The 15792-nt window shown below is 52.3% G+C and carries 15 protein-coding genes; 1 reads left to right on the forward strand and 14 read right to left on the reverse strand.

The features are described 5' to 3' along the window. Positions 1-6: 6 nt before the first annotated feature. The 13 genes from HEP82_RS16480 to HEP82_RS16540 all read right to left on the reverse strand — a co-directional run bounded on the left by HEP82_RS16480 (position 7) and on the right by HEP82_RS16540 (position 13124). Entirely contained in the window at positions 7-1116 is a 1110-nt protein-coding gene (locus HEP82_RS16480; protein WP_225622518.1) for a type II secretion system F family protein, read from the reverse strand. After that, positions 1109-2665, reverse strand: coding sequence for a GspE/PulE family protein (locus HEP82_RS16485; protein ID WP_192459093.1), 1557 nt, complete (start codon positions 2663-2665; stop codon positions 1109-1111). Before HEP82_RS16485 ends, HEP82_RS16480 begins: the two co-directional genes overlap by 8 nt. A gap of 10 nt (positions 2666-2675) precedes the next feature. After that, a complete protein-coding gene (gene pilP / locus HEP82_RS16490; protein WP_192459094.1) occupies positions 2676-3176 on the reverse strand; it encodes a type IV pilus biogenesis protein PilP in 501 nt (166 codons plus the stop codon). Then, positions 3163-4449: a type 4b pilus protein PilO2 gene (gene pilO2 / locus HEP82_RS16495; protein WP_192459095.1), complete on the reverse strand. Its 1287-nt coding sequence runs from the start codon at positions 4447-4449 to the stop codon at positions 3163-3165. Before pilO2 ends, pilP begins: the two co-directional genes overlap by 14 nt. 7 nt (positions 4450-4456) lie before the next feature. Continuing rightward, positions 4457-6151: a PilN family type IVB pilus formation outer membrane protein gene (gene pilN / locus HEP82_RS16500; RefSeq protein ID WP_161130156.1), complete on the reverse strand. Its 1695-nt coding sequence runs from the start codon at positions 6149-6151 to the stop codon at positions 4457-4459. A 10-nt stretch (positions 6152-6161) separates the two neighbouring features. After that, positions 6162-6632 carry a type IV pilus biogenesis protein PilM gene (pilM, locus tag HEP82_RS16505; RefSeq protein ID WP_238553546.1) on the reverse strand — a complete coding sequence of 157 codons (471 nt, stop codon included), beginning with the start codon at positions 6630-6632 and terminating at the stop codon, positions 6162-6164. After that, positions 6601-7809 (reverse strand): PFGI-1 class ICE element type IV pilus protein PilL2, encoded by a 1209-nt coding sequence (gene pilL2, locus HEP82_RS16510; RefSeq protein WP_192459096.1) that lies wholly within the window; start codon positions 7807-7809, stop codon positions 6601-6603. Before pilL2 ends, pilM begins: the two co-directional genes overlap by 32 nt. A gap of 139 nt (positions 7810-7948) precedes the next feature. Then, positions 7949-8119, reverse strand: a complete 171-nt coding sequence (locus tag HEP82_RS16515) for a DUF29 family protein (protein ID WP_192459124.1) — start codon at positions 8117-8119, stop codon at positions 7949-7951. A gap of 159 nt (positions 8120-8278) precedes the next feature. Further along, positions 8279-8761: a single-stranded DNA-binding protein gene (gene ssb, locus HEP82_RS16520; RefSeq protein WP_024108351.1), complete on the reverse strand. Its 483-nt coding sequence runs from the start codon at positions 8759-8761 to the stop codon at positions 8279-8281. A 78-nt stretch (positions 8762-8839) separates the two neighbouring features. Beyond that, a complete protein-coding gene (locus tag HEP82_RS16525) occupies positions 8840-9067 on the reverse strand; it encodes a hypothetical protein (RefSeq protein ID WP_192459097.1) in 228 nt (75 codons plus the stop codon). Between the two features lie 82 nt (positions 9068-9149). After that, positions 9150-9629, reverse strand: coding sequence for an STY4534 family ICE replication protein (locus HEP82_RS16530; protein ID WP_024108349.1), 480 nt, complete (start codon positions 9627-9629; stop codon positions 9150-9152). Between the two features lie 697 nt (positions 9630-10326). Beyond that, on the reverse strand, positions 10327-12351 hold the full coding sequence (locus HEP82_RS16535) for a DNA topoisomerase III (protein ID WP_192459098.1): 2025 nt from the start codon (positions 12349-12351) through the stop codon (positions 10327-10329). Next, entirely contained in the window at positions 12348-13124 is a 777-nt protein-coding gene (locus HEP82_RS16540; RefSeq protein WP_192459099.1) for a PFL_4669 family integrating conjugative element protein, read from the reverse strand. The genes HEP82_RS16535 and HEP82_RS16540 overlap by 4 nt, the downstream gene beginning before the upstream one ends. 167 nt (positions 13125-13291) lie before the next feature. Here HEP82_RS16540 and HEP82_RS16545 point away from each other — a divergent pair, with 167 nt between their 5' ends. Then, positions 13292-13969 carry a CPBP family intramembrane glutamic endopeptidase gene (locus HEP82_RS16545; RefSeq protein WP_192459100.1) on the forward strand — a complete coding sequence of 226 codons (678 nt, stop codon included), beginning with the start codon at positions 13292-13294 and terminating at the stop codon, positions 13967-13969. A gap of 552 nt (positions 13970-14521) precedes the next feature. Here HEP82_RS16545 and HEP82_RS16550 read toward each other — a convergent pair. Next, positions 14522-15760, reverse strand: coding sequence for an STY4528 family pathogenicity island replication protein (locus tag HEP82_RS16550; RefSeq protein WP_192459101.1), 1239 nt, complete (start codon positions 15758-15760; stop codon positions 14522-14524). Between the last annotated feature and the right edge of the window lie 32 nt (positions 15761-15792).

The following is a 15792-nucleotide window of genomic DNA, read 5'->3' on the forward strand; positions in this document are numbered from 1 at the left end:
TATTCCTTAATGGACAGATAATGAGACGATGTCCTGAATCTGCATCACCATCTCAAGGATGAGTAAGAAGAAAGTGATTATCAGGAGCAGGGAAAAAAACTTGGCAGTATTGGCACGACGGGCGACCAGCTGCAGAGCCTGCTCCAGCCAGCGGTCGGCATAGTTGCTGATAAGCGTGGACGCACCATCCCCCTTACCCAACAGCGACAGATAGTTGGCGGCCTCCTGACTTGGGAAACGATAGCCACAATGACGCAGTGCCATGCCCAGTGCATCACCTCCGGTCATGCAGTCCATCGCCGCTTCCAGCCGCTCCTGCAACCACGCAGAGCCGTAGCTATGCAGGACCTGCAGCGCTTTTAGTTCAGGTACACCGGCACCCAGCAACGCGGCAACATTCATCAGGAACACCGCCCCCTGCAGGTCTTTGTACAGCGACCACGGCAGAGCATAGTCAGCCAGTCTACGCAGTTGGCCACACCAGCGTGGTAACGACCAGGTCACCCCAATCACCAACAACACGCCACCAACCCCTGCGACCACACCCCATTCGGATATCCAGGTGGCGATGGTGTTCATCAGGCCCAATGCGCCGGACCAGTTTTTCGGGTCTGACATCGAACTGAGTGTGGGAACAAGCATCAGGTTATTAACAGCCAGCAGCGCCCCACCAAGGATTACCAGTACCAGCGGGTAAATCGACGCGAACAGGACCTGGAGCAGGATCCGCCGCCTCGCCATAATCAGCTTGTCAGCTTGCATCAGAGCACGAGGCAAGCCACCACTTTGCATCCCGGCACTGATCAATGCGGCCTCTTCGCTCGGTGCCCATACAGCAAGCACGTCTTGCAATTCGCGCCCTGCACGGTTATCGCTTAGCGCCTCAAGGCAGTCGTCTACCAGCTCGATATACGGACTCCACCGGCGTCCGAAATCGGTATGCACATCACCGATCATCTGCAGCGCTTCAGCCAGCGGAGTCTTGTTATCCAGAAGGAAACGCAGCGTTTCGTAGAACGGCTGACGGTAACGGCTGGTAAACGAATGACGAACCAGGTAATAACGCAACCGCCTGAAGACATGCATCGGACGTTCTGGATGAAAGGCATCAGACATGAGGAACCTCGCTCGCCAGCACCGCATCCTCATCAAGCGGACAGACACGATCCCCTTCCAGTGGATCAACCCGTCCTTCAGCCAGCCGACGCAGCAGATGTTGACGACGGCTAATGCCTCCCAGATTGTTCCGCCAGTACTGACGGGCTACAGCATTACCGTGCGACAGCCATAGCGACATAAACCGAGCATCCGGACGAATCACCTCCGCTATCGCCGTCCGGCCAATTACCCCACGGCTGACGATGCGACCGGTCAGTTCCAACATCTTCTGACAGCGCGGACAACCATCAGGGTGGCGAAACCACAGTTGCTCCGGGGTACAAATACCCGGTTCATTACACCACTGCTCCAGTCGAGCCCGGGTTTCCTCACTCAGTGTCGGCGCTTTTTCATGCCAGGGAACCCGGCAATGTGGACACAACACCGGAACCAGGCGCTGACTAATCAGGCCGATCATCAATTGCGCATCGGCGATCAGATGTCGGTCAACCCCCATCACCGCCATACGCGACAGAATGCCAACGGCACTGTTACTGTGCAGGGTGGACATCAGCAGATGCCCGGTCTGTGAGGCGTAAATACCCGACATCAGCGAGTAAAATTCACGCATCTCGCCGTTTACAATACCGTCAGGGTCAAGACGCAACAGGGATGCATCGCCATCTTTCCAGGCTTGTGCAACATCGTCTGGAGACTGGCTTTTGGGGATCACCGGCGTCTGAACAGCGCCGGCAGTACGTCCCTCAATGGGATACTCCTGTGTCAGCAGACGCCGCCGCCCCTGATACTGATCCAGCCACATCCGACTGAACACACGCAGCGTGGTCGACTTACCCGAGCCTGTAGGGCCTGACAGCACCACCATGCCTTCTGGCTGACGCAGGATGTACCGGCACTCTTTTTCCTGCTCCGGCAGAAACCCCTGCTCAGCCAGCGTCGGCACCCGGTCGCTGTCATCAACAATCGTTCGTAGTACCACATACAGACCATCTGCCGTCGGTTTATGCTCATAGCGTGCGCCATACAGACCGGCACGCCGGGCATAACGGGCATCGATACGTCCTGACTGTATTTTGTTGTCATAAAAGCTGGTTTCGTGGAGATCACACATCGACAGGTAGATGGTGGATACCAGCGTCTGACCTTCTTCAGCTGTCAGTTCGTCAATGACATAAAGTTCGCCGTGAACACGCATCTCAATAATCGTCAGGTTGCGATCATGGCTGATGGTAAAATGGATATCCGACGCGGCGTGCTGTTGTGCCAGTGTCAGATAGGCCACCACTTTTTTCTGCGACTCGCTGAGATCACCTGCCGCATCAGCTGACGGAATAATCAACTGTAAACGCCGTGAGCTGAGCTCACTTAGCGGCACAAATTCGGTTTCAACCCTCGGTTTCTTCTTACGCTGATCCATCACCCAGCGTTGTATACGTTCATCGCTCTTCCGGTTAATGTCGATGACCAGTCTGGTGGCTCCCAGCGTCGTCGTTTCCACCAGCACAAAGTCCATGATGTCTTTATCTACTTGCTGCACGGCCTGCATGGGTTACTCCTCAGAATGACAGTTCAGAACCGTCACTCAATCTGACGGCCGTTGCTGTGACTGACTGAACACGCGTGTTCATGCCAGGAATGGGATCCCCCGCAGCCACTTCAGTGACACCGCCGCGTGGCAGCAGAATGCGGGCGCGTAACTGATTGCCACGCCCATAGATTTCCTGCAATTTTACCGTTGAGGACTCGGTGCCAGCTTTCTCCTGTGCTGTCGATAATGGCGATGAGGGTGCCATGGACGGTGATACCGGCATCGACAACGCTGATGGCATGGATGTCATCGCCGTTGTGGCTGCGGCATCAGTTTGGCTCTCACGCAACTGACGCTGGAGACGTGCAGTCTGCACCTGCTGCTCCAGCAGCATATTTCGTGCCTGCGCCGTTTCGAGTTCACCCATGGTGACATTGCCGACGTCATCCATAGCCCACACAGGTACAGAACCGGTGAAAAGGAACAGAGCCAGGCACCTCCCCGGCCAGATCGGGTTATTTTTGCGCATACAGGCTCCCTTTGATCGTGTAGGTAAATTGCGACTGTGGACTCACCGTGATGGCAATACTGGTCAGACGCAGACCGGTGTCATCAACGTCAGCCAACAGCCATTCAGCAGCCAGCCGGGAATTGAGGGAAAAGGTGAACTCACGCCAGTCCTGCACCGAAGGAGTATCCTGTGTACCCGGTACCGGCTCCGGCGGTTTGACTTCAGTAAACTGGACATTGAGATGGCGACGCTGAAGATGAGAGATAAACCGCATCAGTTGCTCGTCAGCCGTCGGAACACGCTCATCGCGCCAGACTGTTTTGCTCTCTGACGTAAACGGAATGAAGACATCACCGCTCTGCCCGCCCTCCTGCAGGTTGAATTGTGCTGAATGACCCAGCAGTTCGCGGGCACGACGGGCAAAGTCGATCACGGTACTGCCAGGTGTGACGGCATACCTCAGCCGTAACCCTTCGGAAATACATTCGGCATTAGTCAGACGCCAGCCCGCTACAGAAACCGGCAGCGGCTCGCGGGTAAACCAGCACTGATTCAGAAAAACCGAGGCGGGCAAGAGGCGTGACCAGGGATGCGGCACCTTTTGCGGCTCCGCCGGTTTGGTGGGCAACAATGCCTGACGAGCACGTAACTCAGCCAATGCGGCTGCCTGCTGTGCTTTTTTAGCCGCCTCATCGCGCCAGAAATAAAGCCCGGTCAGAACCAGGCTGACCACTAATGTGAGTGCAACCACTCTGACCGGTGACACGTTCTGTCGCAGGCGTGACTGACGTAACTGACGGCGGCTCAGCCCCTGAATCAATACCGACCAGTCTTGTGGGTCATCGACCGACGCACAGCAGGAAAAGCCGTCGTCACCAGACTCGTTAAAATCCAGAAAATGCTGCTGAGCCAGCTCAACATCCTGGCGAGTCCCTATCACATCAGCCATGACGGATAGCCGCCCCTGTACCGTGGCCAGAAATACCCAGCGGTCATCCACGTCACTCAGTCGGTAGATGCCATAGCTGTTGGCCCCGGCCTGTTGCAGAAAGGCCATGGCCAGCACATACAGAGGCAAACGACGGCGCCGTTTCGCCAGGCTGACATAGCCGACCATGCGAGAGGGCTGACGTCCGGTAAATATCACATGCGTGTCCGGCTGCCGGACAGACAGACGACGTAACCAGTCCGTCGTCTGGTAATTCTCCCATCGCAAACCGGCCACCCACCCCTGCCGGTTAGCCAGCAATAACGTGCCGACGGTTCGTGTATTATTTTTTGTACGTTTCATAGCGGCCTCAGTTCAGCAGGAAAGGCGTGATCAGAATGACCAGCGTGGTGCGCTTTGCAGAGCCGTTCTGGCCACCTCCGAGAATGAAATTCCCTGGTGTAAAGGTGCCCTGCCGATCAGCCGAGGTTGTCTTCTGATCCGACCCTGTCAAAATCAGAGTCTGACCGGCCTTCATATTGACTTTCTGCGTCGTCGCTTCCGTCGACGTATCGGCGGTATCATTGCGGGAGTTACCGTCCCTGCTGATAAAGGACTCGATTTTCGGAGGTGTGGTGTAACTGAAGGCGAACTGCAGTTGCACATCGCCGTTATCCTGAATAAACGGCAGCATGGTCATGAAAAGCCCGGTAGTCACCGTGGTAGTCGTCATCGTTGACGTCACACCGACATTGGCTGTTGCTGTAGAGCTGGAACTGGTCAGCATCCCTTTCTGATTGGAAAGTTGGTACGGTACCGGGGTCAGATTGGTTGTCGCCCGTGACTGGCTGGTTACCACACTGACATTCCCTTGTTCAGACAGTGCTTTCATTAGCAACTGAGAGCCGGAAAAACGCGCAGCACTGCCCGAAGCCGTATCCAGTATCGAGAAACCTGAAGAGGTTGCCGTCGAAGATGCACTACTGAAACTGCCGTTCAGCGTGGCACCAACATTGTGAAGAGACTTGTAGACCAGACCCCAGTCGAGTCCCAGCTCTTCATTACGGGTCTGGGTCACACTCAGGATTTGTATATTCAGCTGTACCTGACGATTAAGCACCTTGTTCTGGTAATCGACATAGCGCCCGACACGCTCCAGTACCTCAGGTGTATCAGTCACCGTCAGCGTCCCTGTAGCAGACGACAACCAGTACCGTCCGCTTTTGGGCGTCAGCATGTTTTCGATGGTCTTACGAATGTCTTCGTACAGGTTGCTGCTCAAATCAGTACTGGTTTTTTGTGCTGAGCTGACATCACCTGTCGCCCCGGAGGTACTGCCACTCCCGGCTCCCAGCTGACTACTGGAACCCGAATTGATTGAGGCGGAACTGTCAATTTTGGTATTGAGGATCACCAACTGATACGTCTTGGTATCGAGCAGGTAAAAAACGATGTTGCCCTGCTCACTACGCCAGGACAAACCGAGCCGACTGGCAATCAGGTCAAGCAAGCCTCGCAACTCTCCCTGCCATTTCAGGCCGGATACCATTGCGACAGGCAAGGCCACGGCAGCAGACTGGGATGTACCGCTTATCTGCTGCAAAGGTACCCGGCCGTTATCACTCGGAGCTGGCAGCGTGCCACTCATTTGTTGTGTCGGTGTATAGCTGACATTGCCAGAAGACAGCGACTGGAACGCATCCGGTGTAATGGTGACTCGCACCCCGCACAATGCGGTAATACGCTGCCCCAATTCCGGTAGCGTTATGCCGTCAGGCCGGTTGATCACAATCTGGCAGGATGGCACCGACTTATCTTCAGGCGTCGCTACCACCGATGTGATCGGCTTGAGATTGACCCAAGGCTTCTCGGACCACACCACCGCAGAGCGGGGAATATCCTGACGGCTTTGAGCGATACGCTGAGCGGTGTCGGCGTTACCGGCAGCGTCCCTATCCATCTTGTTAATTTCAGATAGCGAACACCCGGCAAGAAACATAGAGACGGCGACAACGACAATGACGGACGCCCGACGGAAAACATGCTGAACACGGCTGGATAGCATCCGGCTCTCCTTAATTCAGGTAAACAACATTGCCTTCCGCCACACCGGCCGGAAGAGCAAGATTCATATCGGTACCGTCCGCCATGAGCAGTCGCCCACGGGTCACCATGAGTGCCAGGGCAGAACGGGTAGAAAGACGTGAAAGGGCCGGAACCAGCCCAGGCATATCAGCGCTCCAGATCCACAGTCGGCCACCACTCATCGCGGCATGGATACGGCTATCCGGTGCCGGAATCAGGCTGAACTGGCTGAGTGTAAGCGCCCCATCGGGCAGGCTCCGGGTGTAACGCCAGTTGTTTATGGCGTCAGCGATACGCAGCATGTCCGACGCCACAAACGCTGCCGTATAGACTTCAATCTGTGCGGCGTATTGATTGCGATCCCGAAGCTGGACGCTGCTTACCAGCAACATAAAGACCGTCGCTATAGCGGCAATGGCGTAGCCCATCTCAGCGACCAGCCCCTGAAACGGGCGTATCACTGACAGAAACCAGGCATTGCATCCTGCTGGCTTCGGCAAACAACGGTTTCTCCGCACGCCGATACAGCTCAAAAATCTGAACCAGTACGGATTCAAAATTGCCGTGGAAAGACAGCGGCGCATCAATGCGGTAATCGACAGCCACCGGCCAGATAACAACCCAGTTACCACCGTTCGTATCGCATTTGGCCTGTGCAGCCCATTTCGTCAGCGTCTCTTTCAGTGTCGAACCAACCTCAGCTTTCCATGTTGGTCCTGTCTGTGCAGCCGCCACCAGTGCTGATGCTGGTTTCGCAGGGGCCGGTTGTGCACTTACCGCCACAGGCGTGACAGTTTGCCGGACAGGCTGAGGTTGCGCCGCCGGTGCCGGAGGCAATGACGTGGTGGGGGTACGAGGCATTACCACTGACGCTTTCGGCACAGCTTTCGATTCAGAGTTAGCACTGATCTTCTGGTTCGGGTTATAAGGTGGCAGATCAAATGATTTGACCCGTGTCGGCGCTGCCGTTGCCGATGTTGAAGAAGCTGCTGCAACGGCAACCGTGGGTTGAGCGCTCAGTGTCTTAGTCGAGGGTAGCGGTGGCAGCGGCTGGGAGTCCGGTTTAAGCAGGAATTTTTGCTGTGATTGAGCAGTCGCTGCAGGCACGGGTGCCGAATGTGCCGAAACGATTTTGGCATTAACAGCAATAGGAGTGGATACCGCAAATGAACGGTATTCATCGCGGAGTACAAAACAGATTTCGCGGTTCACTTCATCAATGCGCAGCCTCCATGCCTGGCCAGCCACGATTTGCAGTGCTTCACTGAGACGAACTGGACCGATAGAGCGTTGAACTGCTGGTAGTGGACGACTCAGCAACTCAGAGAACACGGGAGAACTGGATGGACAGAGGGAATACCCGGACTCAAGCAACAGGTAACGAAACCCGTCACCGACAGATTTGACGATCGATGCCGGCATCGTGATATCGACTATCTGATTAAGCGGATCACGTTGCGAATCTGCAGGCCGGGTATTGACCAGTGTATAGCGATCGTAACGCACCACTTCAGGTGAGCGTTGATAGATATCATTTACGCGGGGAGGAACCCGATAGGGCGATGGTTGGGGCGTTTCAGCGCATGCAGAAAGCAGCAATGGCAGCGAAAGCGCTGACAAAATTAACGTTTTTTCCATCCAGTTCCACCGTCAGATTGTTCTCAAAATGAGACTGTATTCTGACCAGCGGCCAATAACGGACAACGCTAAACTCTGTATGTAAAAGATAAAAAAACGCCGGAAAACCGGCGTTATCATGAAAAAAGACTATGTATTCTTATTCTGGATAAAAATCGGGATTAACAGCCTGCTCAAACGACCAGGGACAGTTAGCCGGGAATAATCCGCGATTCAGGCCGGTTTCACGTTCGGCACCAATTACCGCATCCCCATAGGCATCGGCGATAATATCCTGGAGCCGGGACTTGAGGCTCGGGTTCTCGGACAGAACACGATACGATACTGTAAAATTACAAAAACAATTAAAACAAAAAAACCCTTAAAATGCTTACACATTAAAAGGGCTTATTTTCATTAATCTCTAACAAAACCAATCAGTTAAATAGACCAGTTCAAGAATTACTTAACAATATTTAGTTTATGTCATTCAGAACGGTATGTCGTCGTCAAAATCCATCGGGGGTTCATTCCCCATGGATTGAGTCGGCGTTCCGCTCATTGCCGGTGCGGCAGGCTGCTGAGGTTGTCCCCAACTGCTTGCTGCATTCTGGTTACCCTCATTGGCTTTACCCAGCATTTGCATAGTGCCCTGCTGAGACACAACAACTTCAGTCGTCCAGCGATCAACGCCGTTATTGTCTTGCCATTTACGGGTACGCAACTGGCCTTCAATATAGACCTGTGAGCCTTTACGTAAATATTGCCCAGCAATCTCAGCCAATTTGCCGTACAGAGAGATACGATGCCATTCGGTCCGCTCTTTCTGTTCCCCGCTTTGCTTGTCACGCCAGGTTTCTGACGTTGCAATCTGAAATCCTGTTACTGCAGTCCCGTTTGGCATAGACCGAACTTCCGGATCCTGTCCCAGGAAGCCAATCAGGATTACTTTGTTAACACCGCGTGCAGACATGATTCATTCCTCAATAAAAGTTTGAAGAGGAACACACCATCAGGTGGTATGTTCCTGATGGTATGATTACGAATCGGTTCAGAAAGAATCAGCAGGGTATTGTTTATCCTGCAGAGATTCATTCTGTGCCAGCGATGTCGTTGTAGATGGTTCAATCGGATCAACCGATTTTTTCCTTGTACTGATGATACTGATAGTGACAATCAACATCAGCAAGAAAAAAACCACTGGCAGATTAAAAAATCCTTTCGGCATCAAGGCTATCGTCAGGAAACCGAGCAGAATAATTTTGTTAACGCCGTGCATGATTCATTCCTCAATAAGTCAAAATTTGAAGAGGAACACACCATCAGGTGGTATGTTCCTGATGGTGTGATTCCGAATCGGTTCAGAAGGAATTAGCAGCGTATTGTTTCTGCTGCTGAGCTTCGTTCTGTGCCGGCGGTGTTGTAGACGTCGGCTTTTCAGCCTTATAAACCGTCTCTTTCCCGATTTTGATAAAGTCGATCTTGATCAGACGGGAGCGAAGCGCGATGCGATCTTCACCAGCGTGTTCACCACTTTTCAGTGTGAACACCTCAGAAGACAGACCACTGAGGACAAAGCCAATCAGTACCTGCTGTTGTTCATCAACCGCTTTTTGACAACGGTTGACCAGCTCCACCGTACTTTTGCCCGATACAGTCACGTCAAAACGTATATACGACGCGTTGTCCGTTGGACCAGACAAGGCGTTAATCACCGCACAGGTGAAAGGGCCTTTATCGCCAGAAACCTGACGAATATTGGACAGATAACCGATACCTGCGGTGTTGAGATTAAAGTACTGAGTTTCAGTTGCTGTGGTTGATTTTGCTGATGCAGTCATGATGTTTCTCCGGAGTAAAAAGATGTCATGCGGAAAAACATTCATTCCCGACGGGAAAATGTTTCCCGCAGGGAAGCCAGACTAAGCGCTTAGGCTGACTGTTAAGTTGATATGACCTTAAATGCTGTTGTGCATTCACCGTTTTCAAAGGTTAAACGGCTTTACCACCTGTTAAAGCGATCATCTTCCAGGTCACATAACTCGCTTATGAGGGTTATGCGGATGATCTTCATTTATCGTGATTACCCGAAGGCGTTCCTCTCAAACCACTGGAACATTGGCTGTTGTCAAAGACAACGAAGGTTCGCCTTAATCATTAAACCGGGAACAAGTTAAGTCAACAGTGGTGGGGATGGATAATTATTCATCCGCCGAAAAAAATAACGGCGCAGAGTAGTCACCTACCTGCGCCGTTATTTAATCTAATTTTCACCACAATCGCTGTAAATATGTGCTCCGCAGACCTCTGATTAGACACATCCAGCATCAATCAGGGGATCAGACACCGGTTTCACGGAGTTTTGGTGCCTCATGAACTCGCCCGGTGTGTAGGTAGGCGGTTCATCACGTTGCTCCGACAACCTGGCGTATAATCCGACAACAGGCAGGGACCGCAACGACGGGGTGCTCTCAGCTTCTTCAGAGCCGAAACGAAGATAGCCGAAAGATCGTCGTTACACAATCAGTTAATTCTCAGTTAATTCTGCTTTTTATTGAATGACTTGGATGACCCTGAACGATTCCGACGCTTATTATTAGCACCGGAATCGACAATCCCTTTACAGGTCGGGTAGTTTTCACACCCGTAAAACGTCCCATTAGGCCCTTTACGTAATCGCGTTCGGCCACCACACTGCGGACATTTGGGGCGATCTGGAATACGAATGGTAAATACCTGCTGTTTACCCTGCTCAACCAGTTGATTGACCCATTTCAACTGGCGATCAACAAACGTATCAAGGGTCATCTTTCCGGCCGCAATATCATCGAGCGCCTGTTCCCACAGCGCCGTCATTCCCACCTGAGTTAATGCCGACGGCAGCGCATCAACCAGGTCACAGGCCGTATCAGACGCATGTAAATGGTTCCCTTTTTTAATCAGGAAGCCACGTTTCATCAATACATCAAGAATCCCGGCCCGGGTGGCTTCGGTACCGAGTCCTGCATTATCGCGCAGGACTTTCTTCAATGCCGGATCATCAACAAGTCCAGCAGCGTTCATCATTGCCGCAATCAACGTCTTGAATGAATACGGCTGAGGAGGCTTGGTCTTCAGCGCCTTCAATTCAGATCCACGGATACCACACACGGCGTCTTTCGTCAGCGGCGGCAAAGAAACAGCCGCCGCCTCATCATCACGTTCATCGCCATCTGATGCAGCCGCCTGGCCGAACAGGGTCTTCCAGCCTGGAACAACGGTCACCCGGCCACTGGTTCTGAATAGCTGCCCACCGATATTGAAGGATGCCCGGGTCACATCCATTTCCAGCAACGGCATAAACTGGGCCAGGTAATGCGTACGGATCAGCGTATACACATTCCGTTCAGCTTCATTCATACCAGCAAGATTGCACTTATGCGGAGTAGGTATAATCGCGTGGTGTGCGGTGATTTTCTTGTCATCCCAGATGCGGGAGCGAAACGAGGGGTCAATAGAAGCAATGACCGGGGCCAATGACGGGTCTGATTGCTGTAATGCTGATAGAACGTGCGGAACCTCCGACAGCATGGATTCCGGCAGGTAACCACAATCGGTTCGCGGGTAGGTTGTCGCCTTGTGGGTTTCATACAACGCCTGGGCGATATCCAGGACCTGTTGCGGAGAATACCCAAAACGCTCGGCACAACCCTGCTGCAACACCCCCAGACTGAACGCCAGCGGCGCCGGTGTTTTTTCTCGTTTCTTTTCGACATCCAGGATTACTGCCTTTCCGACCTTCAGGCAAAGCTGGCGAACCTGCTCGGCTACACCCTGACTCACACAACGCTTTTCATCGTCGGTATACGCCGCAGCGGCAACCCACTCAGCCGGAAACACTACGCCACCCGACTCCAGCGTAACATGCACCTGAAAGTACGGTTTGGGAACAAAAGAGGCAATCTGTCGGTCACGATTGACCACCAGTGCCAGTGCCGGTGTCTGTACCCTGCCGACAGACAACACGCCATCGTAGCCCAACGCAGAGGCTTTCAGGGTGTACAGCCGACTGATGTTCATACCGATTAACCAGTCGGCACGGCCGCGTCCGAGACCGGCATAATACAAATTCTCTGTCTCGTTACCAGGTCGAATATTAGCGAGTGCTTTACGAACACTCGCCTCATCCAGCGCTGACAGCCACAGCCGTGATACCACACCGTTAAACCGGCAGTAATCAAGTAGCTCTCGGGCAATAACTTCACCTTCCCGATCTGCGTCAGTAGCTATAACCACTTCATCGGACTGCTTTAATAAACGGGTGATCACTGCAAACTGGTCGGCGGTATCTTTCTTTACCACCATCTGCCACTGCCGGGGCAACAGAGGCAGCACGTCCAACCGCCAGGGTTTACCATACTGCTCGCCGTACATTTCCGGGGAAGCATTTTCCAGCAAGTGACCGACAGCCCAGGTCACCACGGTATCGGGGCCGGACAAAAAGCCCTGACCACGCTTTGATGCCCCGAGTACCGCCGCAATGTCTCGTCCCTGTGAGGGCTTCTCACACAGGAACAACCTCATGATGGTGCCCCAACCGGGTTATGTCCTCCCTGGCTCTGAAACGCCTTCATCCTGGCGCGGATTTCATCGTTCAGTGGAGCACAGAACGATGCGCGTCGGCTGCCGTCGAGGATTGCGGGATTGAGTTCTTTCAGACGGTACGAACTGAGCGCTTTTTGGTAGGCCTCCGAGTTGTCCACCACATCCTGTCGGGTAACGGGTCCTGCGCGGTAACCCTGAACAATGGCATAAATGGCACGCAATATCCGCGAGCCATTTGAAAGATAATCATCACGCTCATTACGCGAGATAAACCCGAAGTGGTATGCCTGAAGCACTTTCTTAGCATACTGATCGAAGCCGACCAGCAAATACACACAGCGATAACCAAAAGGCGTCCGGCTGAAAACCTGAATATCAAGAGGTTCGCGGCTGACAACGTCAGTAATGTGGACCCCAGCTGGCACAGCCACAAGCACACGATCCAGCGTACTGACATAACTATTCATCTTGATAAACGCGGACTGAATAGCCAGGTCCAACTTGTACAGAACGTGATCCGCGAACGGGTTATCCGCCAGTGAGGCGTCATTAATTCGTCCAGCCGCCGCGATAAACATTGGCATACTGGGAATAGTGAACTTCACCCGTTCGTTATTATCATCAAAAATCGCCCGGCGTCCCTCCCACAGGGAAATAGCGTAGTTGGTGTGGAGCTCAATTTTTAACTCGGAGACCAGCGCACCAGCACGGGCGCGCGACGGCAATTCATCTTTTTCAGTTTTTTCAGTCATATCGATTACCTTTAAAATAACCACAGACTGAAATAGTGTTGAATCTCATGCACATCCAACAACACGAAAATCAAAACGGCGCAGAATAAAATACATGGTCTAAGGAATTGATCGGCATGATAATGGCAAGTTTTTCAAATCTGCACGACCAAAGGACTCCTTAATAAATGAAAAAAAGCATAGTGAATAACATTCAAAACCTTACTCCTTGGGCAACTACTGTATTAGCAGCAGTTGTCATTACATGGGCATGGGAAGAGATAATAAATAATACTGCCAACTGGGCATCGCTTAATGGCTATGCAGGTTATCATCTAACAGCCGAACACCTAGCAGGTATGATATTCCTTATCACTATCGCATATCCCTACCACCGTTGGATCTCCCCACTCGGCATTGGCCAAGTATGGCAGCGCTCGTCTGTTCTTCCTGCTATAGCCGTAGTAGCGATTTATAGCATAGAGTTCTCTTATGGAAAGCTGACGGGCCAGGCTCCCGAGACGTGGGTTGAAACATTACTGAACCAACCACTTGCGCAACTTTCAGCCGTATTTCTGACTATCCTTATCCTTTCACCCGTTAGTGAAGAAATTATATTCCGGGGAATTAATCTCAATGTTTTTCGAACGAAATACAAGTGGACTCAATGGGTAGGTATTGTATTCGTTTCATTAGGATTTGCTGCTATGCATATCCAGTACCAAAATCTGAGCACATTTGTTGAGATGTTTACCCTTTCCATTGTGCTTGCTTGGGCGCGAGTACGGAGCGGAGGGATGTTACTGCCGATTATGCTGCATTCCCTAGCATCCATACTGGCTGTTATCTTCACTTTACTGGATTGATTAAGCAGCCTGAGCTCGCTGGCAAAAACACTGTTGATTATTTTTATACTTTACTGCCAGTGGCAGTGTGGTGTGTTTTTTAACCAGCACAACTCACCCACGCAGTGAATTACCTTGCAACAACGTCATTGGTTGTTTTTTGCACTTTCCGCCACTGGCGGCAAGGTTGTTTTTTAATCAACCCGATTATCACGGGCCACTCACCTGTCTGGCAAACTCTCAGGCAACAGCAACATTGATCGTTTTTTATACTTGTTGCCACTGGCAACAAGGTCATTTTTTAACCACTTCGGCGTTGGGCAAGACGCTGTCGGAGATCTGAGACCAAGCGGCTCATCGTTTCCTGATTATCTCGAATCGCTCACATGCACAGAGGATTACCCAACAACAGCACTAATGCTCATTTTTTGTACTTTGCTGCGCCCCGCAGCACGGTATGTTTTTTAACCATCCCAATTATCCCGAACCATTCACCCACACAGCCAACTACCCAGCAACAGCACCACTGGTCATTTTTTGCACTTTGTTGCTACTGGCAACACGGTATATTTTTTAACCACAGCGGCATTGAGCAAGGCGTTGCCGGAGATCAGAGACCACGCGGCTCACCGTTTCGCGAGATGCCCGGACCAGATTTTGCTCGTGACCTTGCAATGGCGTATGGTCTGGAGCATACGCACGCTCAGGTTGTTCACCTGGTCGTGCAGGTACGGAAGGGGTATCTGACACACTGTCCGGCACAACCAGCGCCCCCTCACGGGCACGTTTCAGCATTGACAGCATCCAGCCCAGCGGATTTCTGACACTACCGCGGCCAAGTTGGTCAGACAGCATGGTCAGCAACGTGGTTGCCGCAGATTCCGGCAATGCCAGCAACTGAGCCTGCAGCATGTCGGCATTCTCCGCTGTGATTTTTTCAAGCAATGCGTCAGGCAATACGTACGTTTTTTTATTCACACTGTGTGTGATAGTACGTACGTTACAGTTCGAATTTCGAACTCCAGCGTAACTCTTTGTTTTTAGGCTTAGTTCGGATTCCGAACTCGGTGAATCTGGCCTTTCTTTTGTACTGAGTTCGGATTTCGAACTCAGTGAAATAGATTGATTTTTAACCTTTATTTCTCCCGGTTCGGATTTCGAACTCGGTGGGAGAGTACTGCGTTTTAATGCCGCCATTTCAGCGGGTGAGGTCGGTTCCCCTAGTCGAGCATTTATCGCAGCCAGGCTGGAATGACGATGACGCATCGTCGGGTCGTTCAGTATCTCCTCCAAGACGACACGAGCCGTCATCCTTACACTCTTATTTTTGTGGTGGCAACTCTTCGCCACCAGGTCCAGCCAACCCGGGTCAAACATTTCTGCATCGCGGCAGCTCAATGGTTCATCATGCTGAGCATAGATATTGCCGCGCACACGTCCCTGCGCGTCACGAACGCGCTTGCATAAGCTCAGCCAGCCGGTTATCCGGAGCATCAGCAACGCCCTGCTGACCGTTTCGCGCGATGCTTTTTCGGCATGTGGTGATACCAGTTGCAGTTGCAGCTCGTCGTACGATGGAAATACAGCGCCACTGTTCTGCTGTGCATACAGGCGTATCATGACCCATGCTGTTTTATCGAGTGGGGACAGGCGTGTATCGAGAAAAAGACGCCTGGGGAAAGCATCATGCACATTGCCGAGGAACAGCAGACCGCTGCGCTCTGTCGTGACATCATCCATGCGTTGTTCGATGCTGGCTTGCATACGTGACAACGTAAACTCAACGATGCTGTCCGGCGGTAATCCCGTCATCGTTGCCCTCTCATAGTGAAACGGGGCCTGGA

It is taken from the genome of Musicola keenii, from assembly GCF_014855505.1.
Classification (GTDB): Bacteria; Pseudomonadota; Gammaproteobacteria; order Enterobacterales; family Enterobacteriaceae; genus Musicola; species Musicola paradisiaca.

What these genes read in the sequence shown, in the direction of transcription:
- pilN (WP_161130156.1), bottom strand. Translation starts at nt 6,151, where the DNA reads ATGCTATCCAGCCGTGTTCAGCATGTTTTCCGTCGGGCGTCCGTCATT.
- HEP82_RS16540 (WP_192459099.1), bottom strand. Translation starts at nt 13,124, where the DNA reads ATGACTGAAAAAACTGAAAAAGATGAATTGCCGTCGCGCGCCCGTGCT.
- pilP (WP_192459094.1), bottom strand. Translation starts at nt 3,176, where the DNA reads ATGCGCAAAAATAACCCGATCTGGCCGGGGAGGTGCCTGGCTCTGTTC.
- pilO2 (WP_192459095.1), bottom strand. Translation starts at nt 4,449, where the DNA reads ATGAAACGTACAAAAAATAATACACGAACCGTCGGCACGTTATTGCTG.
- HEP82_RS16480 (WP_225622518.1), bottom strand. Translation starts at nt 1,116, where the DNA reads ATGTCTGATGCCTTTCATCCAGAACGTCCGATGCATGTCTTCAGGCGG.
- HEP82_RS16525 (WP_192459097.1), bottom strand. Translation starts at nt 9,067, where the DNA reads ATGCACGGCGTTAACAAAATTATTCTGCTCGGTTTCCTGACGATAGCC.
- HEP82_RS16485 (WP_192459093.1), bottom strand. Translation starts at nt 2,665, where the DNA reads ATGCAGGCCGTGCAGCAAGTAGATAAAGACATCATGGACTTTGTGCTG.
- HEP82_RS16545 (WP_192459100.1), top strand. Translation starts at nt 13,292, where the DNA reads ATGAAAAAAAGCATAGTGAATAACATTCAAAACCTTACTCCTTGGGCA.
- HEP82_RS16550 (WP_192459101.1), bottom strand. Translation starts at nt 15,760, where the DNA reads ATGACGGGATTACCGCCGGACAGCATCGTTGAGTTTACGTTGTCACGT.
- ssb (WP_024108351.1), bottom strand. Translation starts at nt 8,761, where the DNA reads ATGTCTGCACGCGGTGTTAACAAAGTAATCCTGATTGGCTTCCTGGGA.
- HEP82_RS16535 (WP_192459098.1), bottom strand. Translation starts at nt 12,351, where the DNA reads ATGAGGTTGTTCCTGTGTGAGAAGCCCTCACAGGGACGAGACATTGCG.
- HEP82_RS16530 (WP_024108349.1), bottom strand. Translation starts at nt 9,629, where the DNA reads ATGACTGCATCAGCAAAATCAACCACAGCAACTGAAACTCAGTACTTT.
- pilL2 (WP_192459096.1), bottom strand. Translation starts at nt 7,809, where the DNA reads ATGGAAAAAACGTTAATTTTGTCAGCGCTTTCGCTGCCATTGCTGCTT.